At 68.8% G+C, this 26,498-nt stretch carries 22 protein-coding genes; 14 read left to right on the top strand and 8 right to left on the bottom strand.

The annotated features are described in order from the left end of the window. Positions 1 to 30: 30 nt before the first annotated feature. Positions 31 to 3,939: an ATP-dependent RNA helicase HrpA gene (gene hrpA / locus A9X03_RS19065; RefSeq protein ID WP_067889693.1), complete on the bottom strand. Its 3,909-nt coding sequence runs from the start codon at positions 3,937 to 3,939 to the stop codon at positions 31 to 33. Positions 3,940 to 3,994: 55 nt separating this feature from the next. Here hrpA and A9X03_RS19060 point away from each other — a divergent pair, with 55 nt between their 5' ends. From A9X03_RS19060 to A9X03_RS19030, 7 genes are all read left to right on the top strand, one after another. Next, a complete protein-coding gene (locus A9X03_RS19060; RefSeq protein ID WP_067750666.1) occupies positions 3,995 to 4,768 on the top strand; it encodes an enoyl-CoA hydratase/isomerase family protein in 774 nt (257 codons plus the stop codon). A gap of 149 nt (positions 4,769 to 4,917) precedes the next feature. Further along, positions 4,918 to 5,280, top strand: a complete 363-nt coding sequence (locus tag A9X03_RS19055) for a DUF3253 domain-containing protein (protein ID WP_082950321.1) — start codon at positions 4,918 to 4,920, stop codon at positions 5,278 to 5,280. Positions 5,281 to 5,361: 81 nt separating this feature from the next. Continuing rightward, a complete protein-coding gene (locus A9X03_RS19050; protein WP_067750662.1) occupies positions 5,362 to 6,027 on the top strand; it encodes a cutinase family protein in 666 nt (221 codons plus the stop codon). Between the two features lie 487 nt (positions 6,028 to 6,514). Continuing rightward, complete coding sequence (locus A9X03_RS19045; RefSeq protein WP_067750658.1) at positions 6,515 to 6,769, top strand: hypothetical protein; 255 nt, start codon at positions 6,515 to 6,517, stop codon at positions 6,767 to 6,769. A gap of 315 nt (positions 6,770 to 7,084) precedes the next feature. Then, complete coding sequence (locus A9X03_RS19040; RefSeq protein WP_067750654.1) at positions 7,085 to 7,300, top strand: ferredoxin; 216 nt, start codon at positions 7,085 to 7,087, stop codon at positions 7,298 to 7,300. Beyond that, positions 7,297 to 8,700 (top strand): NAD(P)/FAD-dependent oxidoreductase, encoded by a 1,404-nt coding sequence (locus tag A9X03_RS19035; RefSeq protein WP_067750649.1) that lies wholly within the window; start codon positions 7,297 to 7,299, stop codon positions 8,698 to 8,700. Before A9X03_RS19040 ends, A9X03_RS19035 begins: the two co-directional genes overlap by 4 nt. A 12-nt stretch (positions 8,701 to 8,712) precedes the next feature. Next, a complete protein-coding gene (locus A9X03_RS19030) occupies positions 8,713 to 9,981 on the top strand; it encodes a cytochrome P450 (RefSeq protein WP_231969125.1) in 1,269 nt (422 codons plus the stop codon). Between the two features lie 5 nt (positions 9,982 to 9,986). Here the strand turns inward: A9X03_RS19030 and A9X03_RS19025 are convergent, their stop codons facing one another. From A9X03_RS19025 to A9X03_RS19015, 3 genes are all read right to left on the bottom strand, one after another. Further along, the gene (locus A9X03_RS19025; RefSeq protein WP_156675572.1) at positions 9,987 to 10,790 is read right to left on the bottom strand and encodes an MOSC domain-containing protein; all 804 of its coding nucleotides are present in this window, start codon (positions 10,788 to 10,790) and stop codon (positions 9,987 to 9,989) included. A 132-nt stretch (positions 10,791 to 10,922) separates the two neighbouring features. After that, positions 10,923 to 11,246, bottom strand: a complete 324-nt coding sequence (locus A9X03_RS19020) for a DUF732 domain-containing protein (protein ID WP_067750642.1) — start codon at positions 11,244 to 11,246, stop codon at positions 10,923 to 10,925. A gap of 411 nt (positions 11,247 to 11,657) precedes the next feature. Beyond that, positions 11,658 to 12,986 carry a PPE domain-containing protein gene (locus A9X03_RS19015; RefSeq protein WP_067889687.1) on the bottom strand — a complete coding sequence of 443 codons (1,329 nt, stop codon included), beginning with the start codon at positions 12,984 to 12,986 and terminating at the stop codon, positions 11,658 to 11,660. A 332-nt stretch (positions 12,987 to 13,318) separates the two neighbouring features. Between A9X03_RS19015 and A9X03_RS19010 the strand changes: the two genes are divergently transcribed. After that, a complete protein-coding gene (locus A9X03_RS19010) occupies positions 13,319 to 14,494 on the top strand; it encodes a glycosyltransferase (RefSeq protein ID WP_068016068.1) in 1,176 nt (391 codons plus the stop codon). A 107-nt stretch (positions 14,495 to 14,601) separates the two neighbouring features. Beyond that, positions 14,602 to 15,594 carry a bifunctional 2-polyprenyl-6-hydroxyphenol methylase/3-demethylubiquinol 3-O-methyltransferase UbiG gene (locus A9X03_RS19005; protein ID WP_067750633.1) on the top strand — a complete coding sequence of 331 codons (993 nt, stop codon included), beginning with the start codon at positions 14,602 to 14,604 and terminating at the stop codon, positions 15,592 to 15,594. A 9-nt stretch (positions 15,595 to 15,603) separates the two neighbouring features. Here A9X03_RS19005 and A9X03_RS19000 read toward each other — a convergent pair whose 3' ends face one another. Together A9X03_RS19000 and A9X03_RS18995 are read right to left on the bottom strand one after the other, a co-directional pair. Next, positions 15,604 to 17,094: an FAD-dependent oxidoreductase gene (locus tag A9X03_RS19000; RefSeq protein WP_068262429.1), complete on the bottom strand. Its 1,491-nt coding sequence runs from the start codon at positions 17,092 to 17,094 to the stop codon at positions 15,604 to 15,606. A 74-nt stretch (positions 17,095 to 17,168) separates the two neighbouring features. Beyond that, positions 17,169 to 17,993, bottom strand: a complete 825-nt coding sequence (locus A9X03_RS18995) for a hypothetical protein (protein ID WP_067782790.1) — start codon at positions 17,991 to 17,993, stop codon at positions 17,169 to 17,171. Between the two features lie 136 nt (positions 17,994 to 18,129). Between A9X03_RS18995 and A9X03_RS18990 the strand changes: the two genes are divergently transcribed. The 3 genes from A9X03_RS18990 to katG all read left to right on the top strand — a co-directional run bounded on the left by A9X03_RS18990 (position 18,130) and on the right by katG (position 22,214). Then, complete coding sequence (locus A9X03_RS18990; protein ID WP_067782793.1) at positions 18,130 to 19,413, top strand: Ig-like domain-containing protein; 1,284 nt, start codon at positions 18,130 to 18,132, stop codon at positions 19,411 to 19,413. Between the two features lie 84 nt (positions 19,414 to 19,497). Continuing rightward, complete coding sequence (locus A9X03_RS18985) at positions 19,498 to 19,938, top strand: Fur family transcriptional regulator (RefSeq protein ID WP_067750622.1); 441 nt, start codon at positions 19,498 to 19,500, stop codon at positions 19,936 to 19,938. 35 nt (positions 19,939 to 19,973) lie between these two features. Further along, positions 19,974 to 22,214: a catalase/peroxidase HPI gene (gene katG, locus A9X03_RS18980; RefSeq protein ID WP_067782796.1), complete on the top strand. Its 2,241-nt coding sequence runs from the start codon at positions 19,974 to 19,976 to the stop codon at positions 22,212 to 22,214. 184 nt (positions 22,215 to 22,398) lie between these two features. On the opposite strand, the gene A9X03_RS18975 is transcribed toward katG, so the two are convergent. Together A9X03_RS18975 and A9X03_RS18970 are read right to left on the bottom strand one after the other, a co-directional pair. Further along, on the bottom strand, positions 22,399 to 23,160 hold the full coding sequence (locus tag A9X03_RS18975) for a glycerophosphodiester phosphodiesterase family protein (protein WP_197499028.1): 762 nt from the start codon (positions 23,158 to 23,160) through the stop codon (positions 22,399 to 22,401). Between the two features lie 40 nt (positions 23,161 to 23,200). After that, positions 23,201 to 24,007: a DUF1906 domain-containing protein gene (locus tag A9X03_RS18970; protein ID WP_067750611.1), complete on the bottom strand. Its 807-nt coding sequence runs from the start codon at positions 24,005 to 24,007 to the stop codon at positions 23,201 to 23,203. Positions 24,008 to 24,401: 394 nt separating this feature from the next. Between A9X03_RS18970 and A9X03_RS18965 the strand changes: the two genes are divergently transcribed. Together A9X03_RS18965 and A9X03_RS18960 are read left to right on the top strand one after the other, a co-directional pair. Then, complete coding sequence (locus tag A9X03_RS18965) at positions 24,402 to 25,667, top strand: glycosyltransferase family 4 protein (protein ID WP_067750608.1); 1,266 nt, start codon at positions 24,402 to 24,404, stop codon at positions 25,665 to 25,667. After that, on the top strand, positions 25,661 to 26,419 hold the full coding sequence (locus A9X03_RS18960) for a class I SAM-dependent methyltransferase (RefSeq protein WP_067750605.1): 759 nt from the start codon (positions 25,661 to 25,663) through the stop codon (positions 26,417 to 26,419). The genes A9X03_RS18965 and A9X03_RS18960 overlap by 7 nt, the downstream gene beginning before the upstream one ends. Positions 26,420 to 26,498: the final 79 nt, after the last annotated feature.

Raw genomic sequence — 26,498 nt, 5'->3', positions numbered from 1 at the left:
TGCGCTATAGGTTGAGAGTGGGAAGGTAATTCACGGACTGTCGCGCAGCGCCTCGATGGCGCGGTAGATCCGCTGCTCGCTCACCGGCCGTGGCGTGCCCAGCTGCTGCGCCCACAGGCTGACCCGCAATTCCTCGATCTGCCGCGCAACGTCGCGGACGTCCTCCGCCGCCCGCCGCACGGGTGACAGCGTGTGCGCCAGTTCTTCGTAGGCGTGCTGCACGGCGTGCACCCGCCGCATCCGATCCCGGTCCGCCTCGACCGCGGACGGCAGCCGCTCGAGGCGCCGGCGGATTGCCGTCAGGTAGCGGACTAGGTCGGACAGGTGGGCGCGACCCGTGGCCGTGACGAACGCCGGCGGCAACAGCCGGCCCAGCTGAGCCTGGACGTCGGCGATCGCGTCGGCCTGCGCGGGCGCGGGCGCACCGGGCAGGAGCAGCCGCACGTCCTGCGCGGCCGCCAGCACCTGCTGCACGCGGGCCACGATGTCGGCGGTCGCCGGCGCCAGCGCCCCGGCCGCGCCATCGCGCAGCGCGGCGAACTCGTCCCTGTTCCACACCGGACCGGCCAGCAGCGCGTCCGTCGCCGCGTCGGCGCAGTCCTCGAGCAGCGCGGCCAGGGAGCCATCCGGGTTCGCGCCGAGCACGAGCCGTGTGCGCGGATCCAATTGCCGCTCAATGGTTTTGACCGGGGACGGCACGCTCAGCCGCACCAAGCGGCGCATGCCCGGCCCCATCGCACCGTCTCGCTCCAACGGGTTCGCGAACACCCGCAGGTCGACGGCGCCGCCGGCGTCGACGAAACCGGGAAACCCGCGGACGGTACGTCCGTCGACCGTTCGCTCGATGACGGGTGGCACCGCGTCGAGGTCGTCGGGCCAGCCGCGCAGGCCGGTCCGTTCCAGCTCGGCGGCGACCGCCAGGGCGACGGCCCGGCGGGCGGGCGCGGCCAGCCGTTGTTGCAACGCGACCAGGTCCTTGCCGCGGGCGACCTCGGTGCCGTCACCGGACTCGACCGCGAAGGTCACCCGCAGGTGCGCCGGAAGCTTGTCCGGATCGAAGGCGTCGACCGGGACCGAAACCCCGGTGCGTCGGCGTAGTTCGCGCCGCAACGCCTCCAGCAGCGGCTCCCCCGCCGGGTCGATCCCAGCCAGCACGGCACGCGCGGTGTCGGGGGCGGGAACGAAGTTGCGGCGCAGGTCCTTTGGCAGTGATCGGATGAGCGCGGTCACCAGCTCCTCGCGCAGCGCCGGCACCTGCCAGGCGAACTCGTCACCGCCCAACCGCGCGAGCACGTCGATCGGCACGTGCACCGTGACGCCGTCGTCGGCGGCGCCCGGCTCGAACCGGTAGGTCAGCGGCAGCGCGACATCACCCGAACGCCAGACGGTCGGCCGCTCGGCGTCGGCCGTGTCGCCGGTGCGCAACAGGTCGTCACGAGTGAACGTGAGCAGCTGTGGTGTCTTGTGGCGCTGCTTGCGCCACCACGCGTCGAAGTGGCGCGCCGACACGACATCCGCGGGCACGCGCGCGTCATAGAACCTGTAGACCTCATCGTCACCGACAAGTAGGTCGCGGCGGCGGGCCCGCTCCTCGAGCTCCTCGAGCTCGGCGCGCAGCCGCGCGTTGTCGCGGAGGAAGCGGTGGCGGCTCTGCCAGTCCCCCTCCACCAGCGCATGCCGGATGAACAGCTCCCGCGCCACCGCCGGCTCCACGTGGGCATACCCGACGCGACGGCGCGCGACCAGTGGCAGGCCGTAGAGCGTCACCCGCTCGTAGGCCATCACCTCGCCGCGCTTGGCGTCCCAATGCGGCTCGCTGTGGGTGCGTTGCACCAGATCGCCCGCGACCCGCTCGACCACCTCGGGCTGGATCCGCGCGGCGGTGCGCCCGTAGAGGCGGCTGGTTTCGACCAGTTCCGCCACGACCACCCAGCGCGGCGGCCGTTTGGTGAGCGCCGAGCCCGGCGCGAGCAGGAAGCGCGAGTTCCGCGCGCCCAGATACTCGCGCCCGTCCTCTCGGCGCATCCCTATATGCGACAGCAAGCCGGCCAGCAGCGCCGCGTGCACCCGCGCCGGTTCGGCCGGCTCCGCGGATGCGGCGTCTTCGACGACGCCCAGGTCGCGGGCGATGCTGCGCAGTTGCCCGACCAGGTCCTGCCACTCGCGGATGCGCAGGTAGTGCAGGAACTCGTCTCGGCACATCCGGCGAAAGCCGTTGCCGGTCAGCGCTTTTCGTTTCTCTTGTAGGTATCGCCAGAGGTTGAGGTAGGACAGGAAGTCGGAACCGTCGTCGGTGAAGCGGGCGTGCTTCTGGCGCGCCGCCTCCTCGCGGTCGGTGGGACGTTCCCGCGGGTCGGGAATGGTCAGCGCGGCGGCCAACACCAGCACCTCACGCACGCAACCCTCGGCCTGGGCCTGCAAGATCATCCGGCCCAGCCGGGGGTCCACGGGCAGCCGCGCCAGTCGGCGCCCGAGGTCGGTGATGGCGCCGTGGGCGTCGAACGCCCCCAACTCCTGCAGCAGTTGCACCCCGTCGCGGATGCTGCGCCGGTCCGGCGGGTCGAGGAACGGAAAGTTCTCCACCTCGCCGAGCCGCAGCGCCGCCATCTGCAACAGCACCGCGGCGAGGTTGGTCCGCAGGATCTCGGGCTCGGTGTACCGCGGACGGGCCGCGAAGTCCTCCTCGGAATACAGGCGGATGCACACCCCGGCAGCGACGCGGCCGCAGCGGCCGGCCCGTTGCGCGGCGGACGCCTGCGAGATGGGTTCGATCGGCAGCCGCTGCACCTTCAGGCGGCGGCTGTACCGCGAGATGCGGGCGTTGCCGGGGTCGACGACGTAGCGGATGCCGGGCACGGTCAGCGACGTCTCGGCCACGTTGGTCGCCAGCACGACCCGGCGCCCGGTGTGGGGCGCGAACACCTTCTGCTGCTCGGCGGTGGGCAGCCGGGCGTACAGGGGAAGCACCTCGGTATTTCTCAGTCCGCCCAAAGCCTCTGCCGTATCACGGATTTCGCGTTCACCCGAGAGGAACACCAGGACGTCGCCGGCGGGCTCGGCCTCCAGTTCCCCGACCGCGTCGACGATCGCCTCGACCTCGTCTCGGGTCTCGGTGCGCACGACCTCGTGATCGGGGTCGTCCGGGTCGTCGGCTGTACCGCTCGACACCGGAACCTCCAACGGCCGGTAGCGAATCTCCACCGGGTACGTCCGTCCGGAAACCTCCACGATCGGCGCGCCGCCGAAGTGGTCCGCGAACCGCTGCGGCTCGATGGTCGCCGAGGTGACGATGACCTTCAGGTCGGGACGGCGCGGCAGCAGCTCGTGCAGGTAACCCAGGAGGAAGTCGATGTTCAGGCTGCGCTCGTGGGCCTCGTCGAGGATCAGCGTGTCGTAGCGCAGCAGCCGGCGGTCGCGCTGAATCTCGGCGAGCAGGATGCCGTCGGTCATCAGCTTGACCAGGGTGTGGTCGCTGACCTGGTCGGTGAACCGGACGGTGTAGCCGACCGTCTCGCCCAGCGGGCTGCCCAGTTCGTCGGCGATGCGCTGCGCGACGGTGCGCGCGGCCAGCCGCCGGGGCTGGGTATGCCCGATGGTTCCCCGGATTCCCCGGCCGGCCTCAAGGCAGATCTTGGGCAGTTGGGTGGTCTTGCCCGAGCCGGTCTCGCCGGCGACGACCACGACCTGGTTGGCGCGCAGCGCGTCGGCGATCTCCTGCCGCCGCTCGCTGACCGGGAGGTCGGGGAAGGCGATCGCCGGCACCGCGGCCCGCCGGGTGGCGACGAGTGCCTCGGCGTTCGCGATCTGCTCGGCGAATTGCCGCCGTACGTCGGGTTGCGCGCCCCGCAGGTTCCTCAGGCGCCTACCCAGGCGTGCGGCGTCGCGGGTGGTCAGACCGTCGAGGCGGGCGCGCAGTTCCGCGACGGACAATTCGGCCACTTTGGCCAGGATAGGCGCGGGCCGCATCGACCGTCGGCCGCCCTAGGGTGAACCCATGAGCCTCGTCACCTATGAGCTGGCCGACCACATCGCCACCATCACCCTCAACCGGCCCGAGGCTCGCAACGCCATCAACGGCGCCCTCCGCCGGGACTTGAATGCGGCGTGGGAGCGGTTCCGCGACGATCTGGACGCCTGGGTCGCGATCCTGACGGCCAACGGCGACGTGTACTGCGCGGGCGGCGACCTCAAGGACGGCGAGGGATCGGTCGGTACCTTCGGCGGCACCTTCTGGGAGAAGCCGACCATCAACTCCTTCGAATCCGGGATGGAGCTGTTCAAGCCGACCATCGCGGCGGTACACGGGCCGTGCATCGGCTACGGCGTGACCGGGGTGCTGTTCTGCGACTTCGTCATCGCCAGCACCGAAGCCAGCTTCTCCTTTCCCGAGGTGTCGATCGGGGTGCCGACCATAGTCGGGGCCATCCGGCTGCCCCAGCGGATCGGCTGGGCCAATGCCATGGAACTCCTGCTGACCGGTAAGCCGATGAGCGCGGCGCGGGCCAAGGAGGTCGGTCTGGTCTGGAAGCTGGTGGATCCCGACGAGCTGCAGGCCGAGGCCCGGGCGTGGGCGCGGACGCTCACCGAGGCCGCTCCCCTGGCGCAACGCGCCACCAAAGAGGTGGCGTGGCGCACGGCGAACATGGGCTGGATCGAGGCGGTCCGCTTCGGCGAGACCATGCGCAAGGTGGCCGGGGCGACCGAGGACGTCGCCGAGGGGCTGCGGGCGTGGGCCGAGAAGCGCAAGCCCCAGTGGCGCGGCCGCTAGCCGGCACAACGCGGAGCGCAACCGGCAGGACGGCAGTTCGGCCGCGAGCAGATCGGTCAGGTCCTGCACCCAGCGGCTGCACCGGCGCGCACGGACCGAGGTTTGAGGACGTGGTGGCGGACACCGCCGCGTTGCCCTTCACTGGTTGGGTGGGTGAGCGATTGCGCGCCGAACTCGGCCGGGTCCTTGCTGGTCGTGGTCCCGGCGCCGACCACGCCGAGATCGCTCTCGGAGCCGGGCCGATCGGGCGGCGGCTGGAATCGTCGATCCGCGCGTTGACCGAGCATCGAGGCCCGCGGAGCAGCATCTGCCCTTCGGACGCCGCCCGGGCCGTGGGCGGCGAGAACTGGCGCGACTTGATGGCCGCCGCCCGCGACGCCGCGCGGAAGCTGGCCAGATCGGGCGACGTGCAGATCACGCAGCGCGGCAACGTCGTCGATCCCGACGACGACTGGAGCGGCCCCATCCGCATCCGGCTGCCGCAGGCCGACAACCCTTGTGCTGCAAGATGATTCGGCGCGCCGAGGTGGTGGGGGCGCGGTAGCGCCAACCGCCGGGACCGCCGGGACCGGCGGTGTGACAGGATTTCCGCCATGAGTGCACGCAGATTTGGTCGTATTGTCGGTGTCTCGGTGGCGACGACCTGGGCAGCGCTGAGCGTCCCGGTCGCCCTCCCCACCGCCGCCGCCGATGCCTGCTCCGACGTCTCGGTGGTCTTCGCCCGGGGCACGCATCAGGAGCCCGGGCTGGGCAACATCGGCCAGGCTTTCGTGGATTCGCTCACCTCGCAGCTCGGCGGGAAGTCCGTCGACGTCTACGCGGTCAACTACCCGGCCAACGACGACTACCACAACAGCGCGAACGCCGGCTCCAACGACGCGAGCACCCACATCCAGGACACCGTCGCCAGCTGCCCGAACTCGAGGATCGTGCTCGGCGGGTACTCCCAAGGCTCAACGGTGATCGATCTGGCCACCAACGCGATGCCGCCGTCGGTCGCCGATCACGTCGCCGCCGTCGCGCTGTTCGGGGAGCCCAGCAGCGGGTTCTCGTCCATGCTGTGGGGCGGCCAGCCGCTTCCGACGATCAATCCGGCGTACGGATCCAAGACCCTCAGCTTGTGTGCCCCCGACGACCCGATCTGTTCCGGCGGCGGCAACATCATGGCGCACGTCTCCTACATCGACGCCGGGATGACCAACCAGGCCGCCACGTTCGCCGCCAACAAGATCAACCAGGGGCCGCCGGCGCGCGCCTGAACACGCCAGCCTTTCGCGCGCTCCCCTCGGCGCCGTTGCTTCTCGGCGCCCGCCGGCTGCGCGACGCGCTCCGCCTCGGTGCGCGTGTCGGCCCGGGCCGACTGCGTTGCCGCACGGTTGCGTTGCTCGGCGGTCTCGCAGGCCTCTTGATCCCCCGCCGGGCGGCCGCCTGCGCTTTCTTGGCGGTCCTCGACCGCCTCGTCGCGGACGCCCTTCAGCCTGGCGTCGGCCTGTTCCTTCCTGGTCGCGTCTTCGCGTCCAGGTGCGCGGCGCGGCCCAGCGCGCCGCTGCGTTCGGCGGGCGCCGTCCCGCGCTCCACCAGGCCACCGATATCGCCGATCAAACCCGGCTGTGACCTGGGTCACCACCTGTTGGTTCGCCCGGATCGGCGCTCTCGGCGAGTGAATTGCCCAGCAGCTCAACGGAAGTCGCGCGCCGGACGGTATCGCGCTGCGCAGCGCGTTTCCGATCGGTTACCGTCGAAGGCATGTCCAAAGTCTCCGGTAACGACCCCATCGACGACGTCACCCCAGGCGACATCATCGCCGTCGACCGCGGCTCTGGTGAACAGCCTTACAAGGTGGTGTTCAAGGACGCCACCGAGGGCGGCTACCTCCTCACGTTCGAGGCCGGCGACGGGGAAACCTTCCAGCTCCACCTGGCCGCCGGTACGACGGTGACCCGATCGCTCGAGTCGAAATGGGAATCGGCGCAGAGTCCCACCCCGCGCACCGACGCGTAGACGGCGGCCCCTGGCGCCGCAATTCCTCGCACACCCAACGCGATCGCGGCGGGATGTGCCGCCCATCGGCGGAGTAAACGCGGCCTCCCGTTTTGGGCCCGTCCTGGGCGGGAATGCAACGCCCCAACGGAGGGAGCGGCGTGAGCTATCTGGGTTTCGCCAAGGAACAGCGCTGCGCAATCTGGGTGCCTGACTGACGCGCGCCGGACCCGGTCGCACTGGGCGCGAATCTTTCGTGAACCCTGTGGCGGGCGCCCGCCGCGAAGTAGTCTGCCCTCAAAGAATGCTGGTAGCCGACGGGCGGAAGGTCGGGGCATGCGGCTGGTCGTCGATCTCAACAAGTGCCAGGGCTACGCGCAGTGCGTCCCGCTGGCGCCCGACGTACTGCAGCTCGTCGGTGAAGAAGCGCTCGCCTACGACCCGAATCCCGACGATTCCGCGCGGCAGCGGGTATTGCGTGCGGCGGCTTCCTGCCCGGTGCAGGCGATCATCCTCGAAGTGGATCCGCCGTCGGACCGGGACACCGTATGAGCACGGGTTCGTTGGTCAGCCAGCTGGTCGACACGTTCAGAGCCGAGGGCCGGATCGTCATCGTGGGAGCCTCCCTGGCCGGCTTGCGCGCCGCGGAAGCGCTGCGCGAGACGGGGTTTCGGGGCCAGTTGACCATCATCGGCGACGAGCCCCACGAACCCTACGACCGACCGCCGTTGTCCAAGCAGGTTCTGAAGGGCTGGGTGCCCGCCGACCACACCAAGCTTCCCCGCCTGCGTCCCGTCGACGCGCAGTGGCGGCTCGGCGTGGCGGCGGTGGGGCTGGACCGGTCCAATCGCCAGGTGTTGCTGGCCAACGGCGAGAAGGTCGACTACGACCGGCTGCTGATCGCCACCGGCACCAGGGCGCGGCCCTGGTTCAACCCCGAAGAGGCAGCTCTGGAGGGGCTGTTCACCGTGCGCACCTGCGACGACGCGGCGAAGCTGGCAGCGGCCCTGAAGGCGCGGCCGCGCCGGGTGCTCATCGTCGGCTCGGGTTTCGTGGGATCGGAGATCGCCTCGGTGTGCCGCGATCTCGATCTACCGGTGAGCGTCGCCGAGCGCGGCAAGGCACCCCTGACGGGCGCCCTGGGCGGCGTGATCGGCGACATCGCCGCGCAGATGCAGATCGAGGCGGGCGTCGACCTGCGCACCGGTGTCGCGGTCGACGGCCTCGACGGTGACGCCGACGGCCACGTCCGCGCCGCCCGCCTGTCCGACGGCACGGTGCTCGAGGTCGACGTCGTCGTGGCCTCACTGGGCTCGATCCGCAACGTTGAATGGCTCGAGGGGGCGCAGCTCGCGAGCGGATTTTGGGGGGTGGCCTGCGACGCCGGCTGCCGCGCGTTCGACATCAACGGCGTGGTGACCGACAACATCTTCGTCGCCGGCGACGTGGCGCGCGCCCCGCACGTGCTCTACGAGTACCAGTTCATGTCGCAAGAGCATTGGGACAACGCCGTTTTCGGTGCCGCGGTGGCGGCCAACAACATGATCAGCGTCGAGACGGGACGTCGGCCGCACCTGCCACTGCCCTCGTTCTGGTCCGGGCAGTTCGGCGTCAACATCAAGAGCGTCGGCGTGTGCTCGTTCGGCGACGAGATCGTCTTCACCCAGGGCTCGGTCGAGCAACGCCGCTTCGCGGCCGCCTACGGTCACCGGGGCCGCGTCGTCGGCGCGGTGACGTTCAACCACGGCAAGTGGCTGCCCTACTACGCCTCCCTCATCGAGCGATCCGCCCCGTTTCCGCCGCCGCCACCGGGCTACGACCGTCCCGCCATCTTCGAGCCGATGCCGGCCCGATTCCCCGACCCGCGCGAACGGACGGACATCCCCGACGTGGTGCTCACCGGGCACGACCCGACCTCGCGGGGCGCCGAATTCCGGCCCCGGATCCGCTGACGGGAGACGACATTGGACGCCGCGACCGCCTGGGCCGAAGCGATGAAGTTCGAGAACCGGCCGAACCCCTACCCGTATTTCGAAGAGCTGCGCAAGGCGCCGGTAGCCAAGGTCGCCGACAAGACCTACGTGGTCACCGGCTATCCCGAGTTGCTCATCCTGGCCCACGACCCGCGAATCAGCTCCGACATTCGCCGCAGCCCAGCGGATTTCGGCGTCGAGAAGCCCGACCCCGAGCCCGGCAGCGGACACATGCAGGCCTACGGCCGCGAGCCGAGCATCATCGTCTCCGACCCGCCCGATCACGACCGGGCCCGGCGCCAGGTCATGCGCCACTTCGGCCCCCCGCATTCCCCCGACGTCATTCCCGACATGGAACCGCTTGTCGTGCGGCTGGCGAACGACCTCCTCGACAAAACCAAGGCGCGCGGCGCCACCCGCGTGGACGTGGTGGAGGAATTCGCCTACCCGATCCCCGTCGCCGTCATCTGCAAGATCCTTGGCGTACCCGTCGAAGACGAGCCGATGTTTCACTCCTGGATCTTCGACTTCATGATGGGCCTCGACCTGGGTCCGGAGGGCGCCACCGAGGAAGGGCGCGCGCTCGCCGAGCGGGGCCGCGCGGGCACCGCCGCCTTGCTGGCGTATCTGGGCGACCTGGTGCGCAGGTATGCGACGAACCCGGGCGACGGCTTGCTGTCCAGTTTGCTGCACGATGACGGCCCGGACGGCCCGATGTCGTTGCAGGAGGCGACATCCAACGCGATGCTGCTGCTCGTGGCCGGTCACGACTCGACGGTCAACACCATCAGCAACTGCGTGATGACGCTGCTGCGCAATCCCGGCTCGTGGGAACTGGTTCGGCGGCGCCCCGAGCTCATTCCCCGCGTCATCGAAGAGGTGCAACGGCTGCAGTCGGCGGTGCAGTTCTTTCCCAGCCGCAGTGCGACCGCCGACATCGAGGTCGGCGGAACCGTGATCCCCGCGGGCTCGGCGGTGTATCTGATTTACGCCGCCGCCAACCGGGACCCGCGTCGGTTCGACAGCCCGGATCGCTTCGATCCGCTGCGGCCCGACAACGAGCATTTCGGTTGGGGCAGCGGCATTCACACCTGCATGGGCGGTCCGCTGGCGCGGCTGGAGGTCAACCTGGCGCTGGAGGTCTTCGTGCGTCGCGTCGACTCTCCGAAGCTGGTGGTCGACCCGCCGCAATACCGGCACAATCAGGTGTTCCGCGGGCCACGCCATCTCTGGGTGGACTTCGCGGCGATCGGTGATTGAACGGCCTACCGGCCGATCGTGACGGGGTCACCGACGTGGATGACGCCACCGGTCACCACCGCCAGATATGCACCCGCGCACGGCTGAGCGCCGTGACCGCCCGTATCCCAACGGTTTTCGGCGGCGGGTGTGCGGAGCGCCTGCGCGGCGCGCGGCAGTGGGCCGTGCTCGAGCGTCGGTACGACGCAGCGCGACGTTGCCGTCAGGACACGCAGCCTCGCCTCGCCGACCGCGATCTCACCGCCGACCCAGTCGTTCTCCACATAGGGAGGGCAACCCGGCGGCGTCGCGACCACCAGGTTCGGGCGATACCGCAGGGCCTCGACGCCGATGTGTTCGAGCGTGGCGGTCGTGATCGCGTGCAGCGGGGCTTCGTCGGTGAACGAGTCGCCCGGCGTCGCCTGCGCGATCTCCAAGATGCGGCCGCCGACTTCGGCGTCCAGGCCCAGTTCGAGCAGCTGCTCGGGGTCCGGGCGCACCAACGTCGCGCCGTCGGGGCGCTGGGTGACCAGCCGGACCGATCGCCCCAACAGCTGCGAGAGCCGATCATCGATGCCAGGGTCGTCGGCCGCCACCCTCGTCCCGTCGGGCAGCTCGATGTGCACCCCGCCGTCGTGGCGGCTGGCCGTGCACTTCAACAGCCCGCGCCAGAGCCGGGCGTTCTTGGCGCTGGCCACGTGACCGGTAGTGGTGTCGAGGAGGGCAAGCCGGCGGTCCCCCTCGGCGCCGTGTTCGTCGACGAACATGCTCGGCACGGTCTCGCCGAGCATCGACTTCACCGGGTAGCGAAGCAGGCTCTCAACCCGCATCTCGCCCGCGGCTTGACCTGAAAAGGCCGTCGGCTGCTCCACTGGCTGTCCCCACCTAGCGACCCTGCCCGCATTGTCTGGATCAGACTATGCGGGCAGGGCGCGGAACTCAGGTGGTGGGTCTGAGAACGATCAGCCCGGGCAGTACGTCGACTCCGCCGCGCTGACCCAGCCGGTCATGTCGGCGAACGAGAAGCCCTTCGCGCTCATGCCGGAATGCAGGTCGGCGGCGATCGCATCCGGCGTCTTGCCGGCCATCCGGTCGGCGCACACCGCGTGTCCCAGCGCGATCATGTCCGAGTCACTCGACGAGGGCCACGTGAACCCGAGGTTGTGCAATTTCGTCAAGTAGGCGTCGTCGGTGCTGTCGGCCGAGGCAATTGCGGTGCTCGCGGTCAGGGCAGCGCCAATCATCACGGGAATCGTCAGTTTGGCCAGCAAACGCGGTGCAAGCATTTCACGACCTTCTTTTCTTGTCGGTGTTGAGGGTGGGGCCAGTATATGAGTGGGCGGCGTGAACAGATATTAAAACTAAGAAAATTGCGGTGCCCGCACTACAGGTTGCCGGACCACTATTCCGTGGTCGTATTGCCAACTCGATGGCGCTGTCCTGCAGCTGAACCGGCTTGGCGAGATCCAAAGTGAAAGGCACCTAGAGAGCGAAAGGCTGGCATTTCGGGTCGCCGATATAGCCAGATGATGCCGTGTTGGTGACGCGAGCGTTAGCGGCACGATAATTTCGAACTTCCTACCGACACCGACCCTAAAATGACGCACCAGCATACAAATATCATACGAAACAATTGACCGCGACATCTGTCGATATCGGACGCGTTTGTCGCCGCGGAAAACGGGTGCACGACACCGTCAGTGTGGGAGCAGCCGCTGCTTCTGTTCGAGGAACTCGTCCTCCGTGATGATCCCCGCGTCCCGCAGGGAGGCCAGCTCGCGCAACTCGGCGGCGATGCTGGTGATCGGGCCACCGGCCGGGACTTGCGGCGCCGCGGGGGCACCCTCGGTCGCCTTCTGCGTGGAGGCCCTGATTCGCTCCGCGCGACCTGCGCCGCCCGTGCCGGCTATGGCACGCCCGGCCATGCTCGCCGCGGCCATCTCGCCGAACAAGCTCCCGGTGCCTGCGGACGAGGCTGGAGCGGCGGCGCCCACGGTGGTGGCGGGCAGGGCCAGAGCGGCCGGGCGCACCGCGGGGGCGGCGGCCGCCCAGGCCGGCGGCACCGACATTGCGCCGACCGTATTGGCCTCGCCCAGGGAAGCCGTCGCCGCCGAGCCCCCCGCCAGGTTGGTGATGACCGGGAAAGGCGTCGGGGGCACCGGCGCCGAGCCGGGCCAGGACTGGACCCCCGCCCAGCCGCTGACGATGTCGTCGGTGTGGAAACCGGTCAACGCCCCGGAGACGTCGTAGGGAAGCGCCACGATGGCGGCGGCGAGCCCCGCCGTGCCGACTTCTGGGTCGACGAACACCGCGCTCAGGTCGGCTGCCAGCCCCAGCAGGTCCCGCCCGCCGAAGCCGAAATCGAGGGGGCTCGCGAGGTTGAGCAGCGCATTGGGCGCCGCAGAGAAGGCTTGTGCCGACGACAGGGCGTTTTGCACCTTGCCGGCCGACGTGCCTGCGGCCTGGGTCAGGGCGGCGGCCTGCCGCACCGATCCGCCCGAATCGGTGCTCGGTTCCGGCGGGGCGAACGGCGTCAGCCTCGCCGCCGCCGCCGACGCCGCCGCGTAGGCGTACATGGCCCCGGCGTCTTGGGCCCACATCTCCGAATATTGCGCCTCCGTGGTCGCGATCGCCGGCGTGTTCTGCCCGAAGACGTTCGTCGCGATCAGGGACATCAGCAGGCTGCGGTTGGCCGCGATCACCGGCGGCGGCACCGTTTCGGCGAACGCCGCCTCGTACGCCGCCGCGGCGGCTTTGGCCTGGTTGGCGGTCTGTTCGGCCTGCGCCGCGGCGCTGCGCGTCCAGGTCACGTACGGGGCGGCCGCGGCCGCCATCGCCTCCGCCGCAGGCCCGAGCCACGGCCCGCCGGTCAGCGCCGTGACCTCCGCCTGGTAGGAGGTCGCCGCGGAATGCAGGGCGACGGCCAGCGCGTCCCAGGCCATCGCGGCGGTGAGCAGCGGCGCGGCACCGGGGCCGGTATACATCCGCGCGGAGTTGATCTCCGGAGGCAGTGCTGCGAAGTCCATGTCGTCGTCTCCTCCGGACGGGTTAACAGGTAGCCACGGCGTTAACGGCTCGTTGCGGGCGGTAGGGGGATTGCCCAACGGGCAGCAAACAAATCTTGTTTCCTCTAGTAGTACAGGTCCGGCACCGGTGGATAACCGGGTGCTGCCCCCTTACCCCACATCGTCCTCCCTGAGAACACCGATAAATTACCCTCGCAGCGCAGTGGAGCCTGTCAACGCCACGGAGCGGCCTCGGGCTTTGCCCGTGCGGGCCCAGCCAATCAGAGCGGACCGGCGCGACATGGCGGGTCTGCTTGGATCGATATCGGATACCGCGAGTGAGGGCGGAGCGGATGAAGTTCGTGATGGCGAGCTACGGGGGGCGCGGCGATATCGAGCCCTGCGCCGCGATCGGCCGGGAGCTCTCCCGCCGAGGCCACGACGTCAGCCTGGCCGTTCCGCCGGACAAGGTGGGTTTCGTCGAGTCGGCGGGGCTGGCCGGGATCGCTTACGGGCCCGACACTCAACGCGCCATGATCGCGGCGAGGGAACTCCTGGGCCACTTCCATGGCATTGGCGCAGCGCCGCAAGTGGCTGACCGGGTCCACCGAATCTGGTTGGAGAAGAGCACGACCCTGACGGCACTAGCCCAGGGAGCGGACCTCCTCCTGGGGCACATGAACGACCAGGCGTTGGCGGCCAACGTCGCCGAATATCACGGGATCCCGTTCGCCGCGCTACACGTCTTCCCGGCTCGGATCATGCCCTCAAGTGATGTGTATTCGCGGATCGCCGGGGATGCGGCGGACGCGCAACGTCGTGAACTCGGATTGCCGCAGGCGGCCGCGCCGGCGCGCTCGGAAAGCGGATTGCTCGAACTTCAAACCTATGACGAACTCTGCTTGCCGGGGCCCGCGGCCGAATGGGTCGAGCCCGGCGGTCGGCGGCCCTTCGTCGGCTCCTTGACGCTGGAGTTGCCAACCCATTTTGACGACGAGGTGCTGACCTGGATCGCCGATGGGACGCCGCCGGTCTACTTCGGTTTCGGCAGCACCCCGATTGATTCTCCCGCCGAGACGGTCGCCGTCATAAGCGCGGCCTGCGCGCAGTTGGGTGAGCGGGCGTTGATCTGCGCCGGCGCCAACGACTTTCGCCGCGTTCCACGGTCGCCTCACGTCAAGGTGGTGGATGCGCTGAATTACGCGGCCATCTTTCCCGCCTGCCGCGCAGTGGTCCACCACGGGGGCTCGGGCACTACGGCTGCGGGTCTGCGCGCCGGGGTTCCGACGCTGATTCTCTGGACGGTGTGGGACCAGCCGATGTGGGCAGAGGGTATCGAACATTTGGAAGTCGGCGCCGGGCGGGGCTTTTTCGATAGCACCCTGGACTCACTAGTCGCCGACCTGCGCTCGATCCTTACTCCGGAATGTGCCGCCCGAGCCCGAGAGGTGGCCGCGCGGATGACCAAACCCGCCGAAAGCGTCGCGAAGGCCGCCGATTTGTTGGAAGACGCCGCGGGGTCGGGGTGATCGGCGGGTGGATCCAATCGGTGGTGCAAAGCCGCCGGGTCGTGTAGAAGGTTCTGGTGCAGGTTCCGCCTTCTGAGCCTCTCGAGCCGTCGATCCTCTACGAGTCGATGATCAGGCGGTGGTATCGACGGACGTCGGCCGAGGGGCACATCAGAGTGCCGGCCGTCCCGAGCCTGATCGACGAGTACGTGCAATTGTGCGCCAACGTTTGCGCCACCCTGGGCGTCTGGCACACGCCAGAACAGTCCGCGCAGCTGCGGATCTCGCTGGAGGCCGAGCTGGCGAAGGGCTTCAAGGCATCCCCCCGCTCGGACGTCGTCATCTCGTTCAGCGCCCCCTTCGGGACGAGCGTCAACATCCGCGTCAAAGCCGAATGGCGGACGCTCGACGCCGCCTACGACGAATGGGTGGACGTGCGCCCGGGGCCACTGTTCGGCACCGAGCCCGACGCGCGGGTACTCGCTCTGGCCGCCGAAGCGGCTGATCCGACGACCTACCGCGTGCTGGACGTCGGGGCGGGGACCGGCCGCAACGCCCTCGCGCTGGCCCGTCGCGGCCACCCCGTGGATGCGGTCGAGATGGCCGCGAAGCTGGCCGACATCATGCGCGCGGAGGCGCAGAGCGAATCGCTGGCCGTGCGGGTGATTCAGAGCGATGTCTTCACGGCGATGGAAAGCGTCCACGACGAATACCAGTTGATGGTGCTCGCCGAGGTGGTGCCCGACTTCCGCACGACCCAGGAGCTGCGGGGCATGTTCGAACTGGCCGCCGAATGCCTGGCTCCCTCGGGACGATTGCTGTTCAGCACGTTCCTGCCCCGCGACGGCTATGTGCCCGACGATTCCACGCTGCAGTTCGGCCAGCAGTGCAACACCATGATCTACACGCGCGACCAGATGGCGACTGCGGTGGCGGGCCTGCCCCTCGAGCTGATCGCCGACGACTCCGCGTACGAATACGAGAAGGCCCACCTGCCCGCAGGCGCCTGGCCGCCCACCGCGTGGTTCGAGGGGTGGGCCAATGGCCTTGACGTGTTCGACGTCGAGCGCGAGCACTCGCCGATCGAGTTGCGTTGGCTCATCTACCGCAAGACGGACTGAGCGCCCGTTCTAGGCGGACAAGTCGCGGGTTGCCGGCCCCTCCAGCAGGGTGCCATCCGGGGCGAAGCGCGAGCCGTGCAACGGACATTCCCAGGCCTTGTCGGCGTCGTTCCAGTTCACGATCCCGCCGAGGTGCGGGCAGACCGGGGAAACGACATGTTCGGTGCCGTCTACCCGGCAGCGCGCCTCCAGATGCCACGGGGGCCCACTCACCACGCCGCCTTCGTCCGCGCCGGGGCTGCGGCGGCCGGTGCGCAGCAGCGGGGTGATCCAGCCCTTGGCCAGATCGAAGCCCACCTCGAGGTTGGCCTGCATGGCGGTCGGCAGCCCGGTCAGCTCATGGGGGCTCCAGCTGGCGAACGCCTTGGCCCAGTCCATTCGCCCGCCCAGGATGCGGCCGGACAGCGCCAGCGCCGCGGCGGCGCCGTTCGTCATCCCCCACTTGTTGAATCCTGTTGCCACAAAGATGGTTTCGGTCTTGGGCAGGATGGGTCCGACGTAGGGCAGCTGGTCGATGGGCGTGTAATCCTGCGCCGACCAGAAATGCGTCTGCTCGGCACCCGGATAGTGTTTGCGGGCCCACGACGCCAGTTCCCCGAGCGCCTGCGACGGGCTCTTCTTGCGGCCCACGGTGTGGCCGGCCCCGCCCACGATCAGCCGCTCCTCGTCCGCGACGGGTGCGTAACGCACCGATCGGGTCGGCGAGTCGGTGGAGATCATCATCGGCCGGGTGATGTTGCCGGGGACCTTGAACGCCATGCAGTAGGACCGGCTCGGCTTCACGCGCGCGAAGTATCCCCCGCGGTCCAGGATCGGGATGCCGGTGGCGAGCACCAGCTGCTGGGCCTCGAGTTCCACGTCTCGCTCGGCGGCGTCGTTGACGTGTACGCGCACGCGGTCGCCGCGGCTGGACACCCGCCGGACCCGGGTGTGCTCGACGAGGCGGCCGCCGCGGCCGAGCAGTTCCGCCGCCAGCGCGTCAAGGAATGGCATGGGATCGAACTGCGCCTGGTCGGGCAGCCGCACCCCGCCGTGGTAAGGGAACGGCACGTCAGGGTCGTCGTCCCAAACTGCGGGCAGCCCAACCGCCTGGCAGGCCTGGAGCTCCAGTCGCGCCGATGGCACGCCCTTGGCGGACTGGGCGTAGGTGTAGGCGTCCTCGCGCTGCACCGCGATGCCATGCGACTCGCAGTAATCGATGACCCAGTCCTGGCCTTCGCGATTTCCGTCCACGTAGGCGCGGGCCAGGTCCCTGCCATGTCTGGGCAGGATCTTCGACAGGTGGGTGGCCTGCAGCAGGCTGATCTTCGCCGTGGTGTTCCCGGTGGCGCAGGCCCCGACGGTGCGAGCCTCGAGCACCAGCACGTCCTTGCCGGCGCGGGCCAACAGCACCGCGGTCATCAGCCCGGTGATGCCTGCACCCACGACGATGACATCCGCGGAGCGGGGGCCTTGGTCAAGCTGGCTTGCGGCCCAAGGCTGTTCGCCTCGGTTGGTCATCCATAACGACGTCACGGGTGGGCTAATACCCCTGCCGAACCCGGGGAAACACCGCCGCGGCCCGGCGGGCGGCGTCACGCCCGCCTCAGCTGCGCTTTCGCCTCCCTGACCGATTCTTCCGCGGCGCGGCCGGCCCGCTTGGCCCGGTCGAAGGCCGCTTCGGCGCGTTCGAGTTCGCGCTCGGCGGTCCGCAACGCGGCGAACGCCTCGCCGCGACGCCTCCGGGCCGCATCGCGCTCGGCGCGGCGGTCGGACTGTGCGGCGTCGGCGTCGGCCGCCTTGCGCTCGGCGGCCGTAACGGCCGCCGTCAGTTTTTCGAGACGCCGCTGCGCGGCGACGTCTCGCGCTGACCGCTTGCCGGATTGTGGCGGGGATTTCGCCGGCCGCTTCCCGGCCTTGGCGGTGCGGGCGGAGGTCGTCGATACCGTGCTCGCGGCGCCGAGGTCGCCGAAACCCGACCACTGCTCGGGGCGCGCCAGCCGGCCGAGCCGCTGCCTGACCTCCGGTTCGGCGATGGCGGCTTGCAGCGTGCTGGCGATGTCGTCGCGGACGGCCGAGGACGGCTGTTTGACGCCGGCCGCGTCGAGTGCGGCCCGCATGAGCTCGCCGATGAGCCGGTGCTGCTGGGCCGACAAGTCCCGGATGCGTGCCCCGTCCATGGCGGCGTGCGCGGCGCGCAGCTCGTCACCCAGCGCCGCCAGCCGCCGCCCGGTGTCGCGGTGCCGCAGCGCGAGCCGATTGACGATCCACGCCGCCGTGGTTGGCTTGTTGCAAGCGGAAATTCGCTTGGCCGCCGTGTCGTCCCCGCGGCGTTTGGCCGCGGCGGTCAATCTGGTGCGCTCCGCGGTGAACTCCTTTGGCGTTGCCCAATAAAGGCTGTCCAGTTCGTCGTCGGCCATGACGCCATGATCCACGCGCCGGGGCTCGGTCGGTTTAAAAACCGCACCTCCGTGGCACCTGAAGGACAACATCGTCGCGCCGGGAGGCGAGCGACTTCGGCCCGGCACCAACAGAAGGCAAGGATCCCTCAGCTCGATGACGCCCAAGACCGGTGGTCGGCCCGCTCCCCGGATCCCCCGGGATCGCCGGTTATTGGTCGCCGTTTCGGCGGCCGTCGTACTGGTGGGCGCCGTCGTGATCGCGGTGTCCCTCGGTTGCTTCGGCGGCGGTGGGTGCGGTCACCGCAGTGCCTCGTCCAAGGCCTCGGGGCCGGCTCAGGTGACGATCACGCCGGCCCCCGACGCGCACGACGTCGATCCGGTCGCGCCCGTGATGGTCAAGGCCGACACCGGAACGCTGACCGACGTCCGAATGGTCAACGAAAGCGGCAAATCGGTGCAGGGCGTGACGACACCCGACAACACCGTGTGGAAGCCCACCGTCCCCCTGGGCTACGGCCGCACCTATACGCTGACGGTTACCAGCCGCGGTCCCAACGGCATTGCGTCCACCCAAGTTTCGTCATTTTCGACGCTGAAACCGTCCAACCAGACCAAGGTGTCGTTCACCACCACGTCGGAGGCCGTCCTCAAAGATGGCGGCACGTATGGGGTCGGGACGGTGATCGTCGCGCACTTCGACGAACAGATCGCCGACCGCGCCGCCGCCGAGCGCCAGCTGGCGGTGACCACCAACCCGAAGGTGGAGGGTTCGTGGTACTGGGTCGACGACCAGAACGCCCATTGGCGCCCGGAGCACTACTACGCCCCGGGCACGACCGTCACGGCCGAAGCCAAGATCTATGGAATCTCTTTGGGCAATGGCCTATTCGGGCAGGACGACACCAAAGTGTCGTTCCGGATCGGCGACGCCCACGTATCGATCGCCGACGACGCGACTCATCAGGTCAGCGTCTTCGACAACGGAGCCCTGGTCCGCACGATGCCCACCTCGATGGGGATGGGCGGCACCGAAAACGTCGGCGGCAAGAGCATCTCGCTGTGGACTCCCCCGGGCGTCTACACGGTGCTCGACAAGGGGAACCCCGTCGTCATGGACTCCTCCACGTTCGGGCTGCCGAAGAACTCCCGCCTGGGCTACCGCGAGACCATCAACTGGGCCACCAAGATCAGCACCGACGGCATTTACCTGCACGAGCTGGACGCCACGGTGTGGGCACAGGGCCATCAGGACACCTCGCACGGCTGCCTGAACCTCAACGCCGACAACGCGAAATGGTTCTACGACTTCTCCGTGCCCGGCGACGTGGTCGAGGTCCGCAACAGCGGCGGCCCGCCGCTGACGCTGGCGCAGAACGGTGACTGGACACTCAGCTGGGACGACTGGCGCAAAGGCAGCGCCCTGAAGCCCCAGACGTGACGCGGTTCATTCGTCACCGCCGGTTGTGCCCCACTTCACAGTAAAGTCTTGACTCGATCCAAATAAGTGCGTCATATTGGTGCGGTGTCATCGACGGCCGATTACGCGGAACGACTGCGCATGGCCGATCTCCGGGTGACCCGACCCAGGGTCGCGGTGCTGGAGGCCGTCGACGCCCACCCGCACTCCGACACCGAGACGATCTTCTCGGCCGTCCGCGTGGGCCTCCCCGACGTGTCCCGCCAGGCGGTTTACGACGTCCTCAACGCGCTGAGCTCGGTCGGTTTGGTGCGTAGGATCCAGCCCTCCGGGTCGGTCGCCCGCTATGAGTCGCGGGTCGGCGACAACCACCACCACGTGGTGTGCCGGTCCTGCGGCGTGATCGCCGACATCGATTGCGCCGTCGGCGAGGCGCCCTGTCTCACCCCGTCGGACGACAACGACGTTCTGGATGGCTTCGTCCTGGACGAGGCCGAGGTCATCTACTGGGGCGTCTGCCCCGATTGTTCGACTGCAGGTTCCTAGATCGCAGCCCCATCACCCCCTAAGAAAGGAATGCTGTGTCCTCCGATATCTCCCAAGGCCGGCCGCCCCATGAGGACAGCAACACGGCTAGCGCCAGCGAGAGCGAAAACCCCGCTATCCCGTCCCCCAAGCCGAAATCGAATGCGCCGCTGACGAACCGGGACTGGTGGCCCGACCAGGTCGACCCGTCCATGCTGCAGCCGCACAACCCGAAATCGACCCCTTACGGCGAGGGCTGGAACTACGCCGAGGAGTTCGCCAAGCTCGACGTCGACGCGCTCAAGGCGGACGTCATCTCGGTGATGACCACCTCACAGGACTGGTGGCCCGCCGACTACGGCCACTACGGCGGCCTGTTCATCCGGATGAGCTGGCACGCCGCGGGCACCTACCGCATTTTCGACGGCCGCGGCGGCGGCGGACAGGGCATGCAGCGGTTCGCCCCGCTCAACAGCTGGCCGGACAACGTCAGCCTGGACAAGGCCCGCCGGCTGCTGTGGCCGGTCAAAAAGAAGTACGGCAACAAGATCTCCTGGGCCGACCTGATCATCTTCGCCGGTAACTGCGCCCTGGAATCGATGGGCTTCAAGACTTTCGGCTTCGCCTTCGGCCGCGAGGACGTCTTCGAGCCCGAGGAAATCCTGTGGGGTGAGGAGGACACCTGGCTGGGCACCGACAAGCGGTACTCGGGCAAACGTGACCTCGCCCAGCCCTACGGTGCGACCACGATGGGTCTGATCTACGTCAATCCCGAAGGCCCGGAAGGCAAGCCGGATCCCATCGCCGCGGCCATCGACATTCGCGAGACGTTCGGCCGCATGGCGATGAACGACGAAGAGACCGCCGCCCTCATCGTCGGCGGGCACAGCTTCGGCAAGACCCACGGCGCCGGTAGCGGCGATCTGGTCGGGCCCGAGCCGGAGGCGGCCCCGATCGAGCAGCAGGGCCTGGGCTGGAAGAGCTCGTACGGCACCGGCGTGGGCAAGGACGCGATCACCAGCGGCCTGGAGGTGGTCTGGACGCCCACCCCGACCAAGTGGGACAACACCTTCCTGGAGACCCTGTACGGCTACGAGTGGGAGCTGACCAAGAGCCCCGGCGATGCTTGGCAGTTCGTCGCCAAGGACGGCGCCGGTGCGGGCACCATCCCCGACCCCTTCGGTGGGCCGGGCCGAGCGCCGACGATGCTGGTCACCGACATCTCGATGAGGGAGTCCCCGATCTACCGGGACATCACCCGCCGTTGGCTCGACCACCCCGAAGAGCTGACGGAGGCGTTCGCCAAGGCCTGGTACAAGCTGCTGCACCGCGACATGGGACCGATCAGCCGCTACCTCGGGCCGTGGATTCCCGAACCGCAGCTGTGGCAGGACCCGGTTCCCGCCGTCGACCACGAGTTGGTCGACGACAGTGACGTCGCCGCGCTGAAGAGCAAGGTCCTCGAGTCGGGCCTCTCGGTTCCCCAGCTGGTCAAGACGGCCTGGTCGGCGGCCGGCAGCTATCGCAACACCGACAAGCGCGGCGGCGCCAACGGCGCGCGCCTGCGCCTGGAGCCGCAGCGGAACTGGGAGTGCAACGAGCCGTCGGAACTCGACAAGGTGCTGCCCGTGCTGGAGAAGATCCAACAGGACTTCAACGGCTCGTCGTCCGGCGGCAAGAAGATCTCGTTGGCCGACGTGATCGTGCTGGCGGGATCCGCGGCGGTCGAGAAGGCGGCCAAGGACGCCGGCTACGAGATCGCCGTGCACTTCGCGCCTGGACGCACCGACGCCTCGCAGGAGAACACCGATGTGGAGTCGTTCGCGGTGCTCGAACCGCGGGCCGACGGTTTCCGCAACTACATCCGGCCCGGCGAGAAGGCACCGCTGGAACACCTGCTGATCGAGCGGGCATACCTGTTGGGAGTGACCGCCCCGGAGATGACGGTGCTCATCGGCGGGTTGCGTGCCCTCGGCGCCAACCACGGCGGCACCAAGCACGGGGTGTTCACCGACCGGACCGGCGCGTTGACCAACGACTTCTTCGTCAACCTGCTCGACATGGGTACGGAGTGGAAGCCGTCGGAGACCACCGAGAACGTGTACGAGGGCCGCGACCGGTCCTCGGGCGCGGTCAAGTGGACGGCGACCGCGAATGACCTTGTGTTCGGGTCGAATTCGGTGTTGCGCGGGTTGGCCGAGGTCTACGCCCAGGATGACAACCAGGGGAAGTTCGTGGAGGACTTCGTCGCGGCGTGGGTCAAGGTCATGAACAACGACCGGTTCGATCTGAAGTAAGACCGCCATAGCAAGCGGCGCCCCGCGGGCCATCGGGTCGCGGGGCGCCGTGCGTCAGGTGAGTGATCGGTCGACTCGCGACACATAAACGGCGCACACGACACGCCGCGAACACTCGCCGTGGTTTATGTCTCGTGGTCCTCGGGCGCCGGCCGACCGGCTGAATCAGCGGGTGCTGGTGCGGTCACCATTCGCCGCGGGCCACGAGCACCTCGCGGAGCACATCCGCCCGATCCGTGATGATGCCGTCGACGCCGCTATCGAAAAGTGCGTGCATGGTGTCCGGGTCGTCGACCGTCCAGGCGTGCACCTGGCGTCCGGACTCGTGCAGGGCGCGGACGAGTCCGCGCGTGATGATCGGTATCCGACCCAGCCGTGGCGGCAGCTGCAGGCAGTCACTGTCCCGCAACAGCTGCCAGGCATAGGCCCGGCTTGCCGGCGTTTGGGCCGCCGGCAACGCCAGGAACGCGCCGATACCCGCCGAACTGGCCACCCGCCTGGACAGCAGCCTCAGCGCCCGACGCCGACGGCGTTCGGAAAACGAGGTGATCAACACCCGGTCGTGCGCCTTCATTCGCTCGATCACCTCGACGGTGGGAACGACGGCGGACGCGGACTTGATATCGATGTTGACCCGTATGTCCGGCAGCGTGGCGAGGAGCTCTTCGAGGGTCGGTATCGATTCTCCCGCGCCCAGATGCAGGTGGCGGACGTCGCGCCAATCCGAGCGGTCGATGGCGCCCGTTGCGCCCGCGTCCGACCTGAAGGCGCGGTCGTGCAGGATCACGGCGACGCCGTCGCGTGTCGCCCGAACGTCGGTCTCGATGTATCGAAACCCAAGCTTGGCCGCCTCGCAGAACGCTCCCATGCTGTTCATCGGCCACTTGAACGACGTAAACCCCCTGTGCGCCATGGCGATTCGCCCGGCACTACGCAGAAACTGCACGGTGGGCACGCCGCGATCAGCCATCAGCCGCCTGCACGGCTCACCGATCCAGGCCCCATTGGCCGTAGTCGGCCGCCAACACCTCGTCGATGTCGACGTTGATCCCGCCAAGGAGCGGGCTTGGGTTGCTTGGGCTGTTGACCACGGACTGGTAAAGAACCGCGGCGGGTTCGCGCGCGCCGTGCGACCACGACTTCGTCTGCCAAGCCCACCGGTGCCCGGGTGTGGTCGAGTTCCCGACGACGCCGTCCCGGATCGCCCAGCCGCACGCGTTGGCATGCCCGTAGATGCCGGTGCGGCCCACGCCCAGCGCGGAGTTGATGCCCCGAAACCACTGCACCGCAACGCTGTTCCAGGTGTTCTCGTCGATGTCGTCGTCGACGCTGAAGAATATCGGCGCCGAGCCCGGGCCCCCCGCCGCGGCGTGCAACCGTTGCGCCGTCCGGGCATCGGCCACCCCGCCGTCGTAGCCGCGGGTGTAATCCGACGGGTCCGGCCACCCGGGTTTGCCGTACTGGAAATTGCTGACGATCTGCAGACCCGCGGCGCGCAGCGCGTCCGCGTACTCGCGGGTGATCGGCTTCGCCTCGAAATTCGCGCCCGGCCGCGACTCGGAAACGTAATTCACCACCCCGGCATAGCCCGCCGATTTGATCTCGTCCGGCGAAATCCTGCGCTCGGCGAAATCGATCAGCCGCAGGTCGGCGGCGAATGCCGTCGGCGCGGCGGAGTTGGCGGCCGAGGTCACGAAGCTGAGGAAAGCGGGCGCCACGGCAAGTTTTAGGACGTCGCGTCGCGACGCCGATCGCCGTCCGCGGCGTTCGCCTGATGCAGCCGAACCCTGCACCGCGCGATGGTAACAAACAGCTCAGGACCGGTGCTGCGACTGCGCGGCACCGAACACCGTCGGCTTGGGCCCCCCGCGGTGCGCCGGCGGAGGTGAGGAACACCCATCGCCGACTGCCGCGCGACTGCGCAGGCGCGCGCGCATTCTCCGCCGAGTGGCCGCTCGGACTCTGGTCAACCCCGGTCGGGGCCGGGTGGCATGATCCTTAAGTGCCGGATTTCCGTGGGATCGTTTTCGCGGGTGCCGGTGATGTTCGAGCTCGTTGCGCTCGATTAGGTGATCGAACTATAGTCTGGACACATGTCCAGTTTGCTGTCACGGAGTTCGGGAGTCCGTTGACCGCGATGGGTTCGGCGCTGTTCCGCGGTCATTCACCAGCAAAGAAGAGTTGAGTATGCGAATTGCCCTGCTGTCCTACCGTAGTAAAACTCATTGCGGCGGACAGGGCGTCTACGTGCGCCATCTCAGCCACGGACTGGTGGAACTCGGTCATGACGTCGAGGTGTTCTCCGGCCAGCCCTACCCCGACCTGCTCGATCCGCGGGTGCGGCTGACCAAGGTCCCCAGCCTCGACCTCTACCGCGAGCCCGACCCGTTCCGCGTGCCGCGGCCCAGCGAAATCCGTGACTCGATCGACCTGTTGGAACTGCTTACCACCTGGACCGCCGGGTTCCCGGAACCGCGGACGTTCACCATGCGCGCCGCCCGGTTGCTGGCCGGCCGGACCGCCGATTTCGACGTCGTCCACGACAACCAGAGCCTGGGCACCGGACTGCTCACGATCGCCGGCGCGGGCCTGCCGGTGGTGGCCACCGTGCACCACCCCATCACCCGTGACCGGGTGCTCGACCTGGCCGCCGCGCGGTGGTGGCGAAAACCGTTGGTGCAGCGATGGTATGGATTTCTCGGCATGCAGCAGCAGGTCGCACGCCAGATTCCCGACCTGCTGACGGTCTCCTCGTCGTCGGCCGCGGACATCGTCAGCGACTTCGGCGTCTCCCCCGACCAGCTGCACGTCGTGCCGCTGGGCGTGAACACCGAGCTGTTCAAGCCGGCGTCGCGGCCCCGGCAGGCCGGACGGATCATCGCGATCGCCAGCGCCGATACGCCGCTCAAGGGGGTGCGCACGCTGCTGCACGCGGTGGCCCGCCTGCGCACGCGCAGAGATCTCGAGCTGCGCCTCGTCGCCAAGGTGGAGCCCAACGGTCCCACCCACAAACTCATCGCCGAGCTCGGCATCTCCGACATCGTCCACATCACCAGCGGGCTTTCCGACGCCGAGCTCGCGGCGCTGTTCGCGTCGGCCGAGGTCGCCTGCATTCCGTCGCTCTACGAAGGGTTCTCGCTGCCCGCGGTGGAGGCCATGGCCAGCGGGACGCCGATCGTGGCCAGCCGGGTGGGCGCACTCCCCGAAGTCCTGGGCACCGACGGCGCGTGCGCCGAGCTGGTGCCGCCCGCCGACGTCGACGCGCTCACTCGCGCGCTCGGTGACCTGCTGGACTCGCCGGAGAAGCGGCGGAGCCTGGGCGAGGCGGGACGCACCCGCGCGGTCAACGTCTTCAGCTGGGAGGCCGTGGCCGCGCAGACGGTTCGGGTGTATGACCGCGCGATCGCCCGTAACACCGCTGCGTCGGCGACCGAGGGGGAAGCGCGATGCTGACGGTGGATTTCGACCGGCTGCGGATCGGGCCGGCCACCAAGGTCATCGACGTCGGTTGCGGGGCCGGCCGGCACGCATTCGAGGCGTATCGGCGCGGAGCCGACGTGGTCGCGTTCGACCAGGACGAGGCCGAATTGCGTTCGGTGGACACCATTTTGCGCGCGATGGCGGAAACCGGGGAGGCGCCCGCCGCGGCGTCGGCGAGGGTGGTGGTCGGCGACGCGCTGAAGTTGCCGTATGCCGACGAGACGTTCGACTGCGTGATCGCGTCCGAAATCCTCGAGCACATCCCGCATGACGACGCCGCCATCGCCGAACTGATCAGGGTGCTCAAGGTGGGCGGCACGTTGGCGGTCAGTGTGCCGCGCTGGCTTCCGGAGCGGGTGTGTTGGTTGCTGTCCGACGAATACCACAGCAACGAGGGCGGCCACGTGCGTATCTACCGGGCCAGTGAATTGCGCGCGAAGATCCTCGATGGCGGGATGCAATTGACGCATGCCCACCACGCGCACGCGCTGCACGCCCCCTTCTGGTGGTTGAAATGCGCCGTGGGAGTGTCGAACACCGAGCACCGCGCCGTGACCGCGTACCACAAACTCCTGGTGTGGGACCTGATGCGGCGACCGAGGGTGACGCAGTTGGCCGAATCGCTGCTCAATCCGCTGGTCGGCAAGAGCGTGGCCATGTACTTCGTCAAGCATCCGGCGGCAGAAAGCCAAGCGACGGTGGGATATTCAGTTGCGTCGGGTTAACCCACCCTCGGTCGCGGGCGTCCTGTCCCCCGAGCAATGCCGGCAAACCGCGCGGTCCATCGCGGCCATCCAGGAACCC

This window comes from Mycobacterium sp. E1715 (assembly GCF_001667625.1).
Lineage (GTDB): Bacteria > Actinomycetota > Actinomycetes > Mycobacteriales > Mycobacteriaceae > Mycobacterium.
This window is presented reverse-complemented; position numbering and strand designations above follow the sequence as displayed.

Excerpts from the sequence above, each read along its gene's own strand:
- A9X03_RS19060 (WP_067750666.1), top strand. The coding sequence starts at position 3,995 with ATGAGCCTCGTCACCTATGAGCTGGCCGACCACATCGCCACCATCACC.
- A9X03_RS19050 (WP_067750662.1), top strand. The coding sequence starts at position 5,362 with ATGAGTGCACGCAGATTTGGTCGTATTGTCGGTGTCTCGGTGGCGACG.
- A9X03_RS19045 (WP_067750658.1), top strand. The coding sequence starts at position 6,515 with ATGTCCAAAGTCTCCGGTAACGACCCCATCGACGACGTCACCCCAGGC.
- A9X03_RS19040 (WP_067750654.1), top strand. The coding sequence starts at position 7,085 with ATGCGGCTGGTCGTCGATCTCAACAAGTGCCAGGGCTACGCGCAGTGC.
- A9X03_RS19035 (WP_067750649.1), top strand. The coding sequence starts at position 7,297 with ATGAGCACGGGTTCGTTGGTCAGCCAGCTGGTCGACACGTTCAGAGCC.
- A9X03_RS19025 (WP_156675572.1), bottom strand. The coding sequence starts at position 10,790 with ATGCGGGTTGAGAGCCTGCTTCGCTACCCGGTGAAGTCGATGCTCGGC.
- A9X03_RS19020 (WP_067750642.1), bottom strand. The coding sequence starts at position 11,246 with ATGCTTGCACCGCGTTTGCTGGCCAAACTGACGATTCCCGTGATGATT.
- A9X03_RS19015 (WP_067889687.1), bottom strand. The coding sequence starts at position 12,986 with ATGGACTTCGCAGCACTGCCTCCGGAGATCAACTCCGCGCGGATGTAT.
- A9X03_RS19010 (WP_068016068.1), top strand. The coding sequence starts at position 13,319 with ATGAAGTTCGTGATGGCGAGCTACGGGGGGCGCGGCGATATCGAGCCC.
- A9X03_RS19005 (WP_067750633.1), top strand. The coding sequence starts at position 14,602 with ATGATCAGGCGGTGGTATCGACGGACGTCGGCCGAGGGGCACATCAGA.
- A9X03_RS19000 (WP_068262429.1), bottom strand. The coding sequence starts at position 17,094 with ATGACCAACCGAGGCGAACAGCCTTGGGCCGCAAGCCAGCTTGACCAA.
- A9X03_RS18995 (WP_067782790.1), bottom strand. The coding sequence starts at position 17,993 with ATGGCCGACGACGAACTGGACAGCCTTTATTGGGCAACGCCAAAGGAG.
- A9X03_RS18990 (WP_067782793.1), top strand. The coding sequence starts at position 18,130 with ATGACGCCCAAGACCGGTGGTCGGCCCGCTCCCCGGATCCCCCGGGAT.
- A9X03_RS18965 (WP_067750608.1), top strand. The coding sequence starts at position 24,402 with ATGCGAATTGCCCTGCTGTCCTACCGTAGTAAAACTCATTGCGGCGGA.
- A9X03_RS18960 (WP_067750605.1), top strand. The coding sequence starts at position 25,661 with ATGCTGACGGTGGATTTCGACCGGCTGCGGATCGGGCCGGCCACCAAG.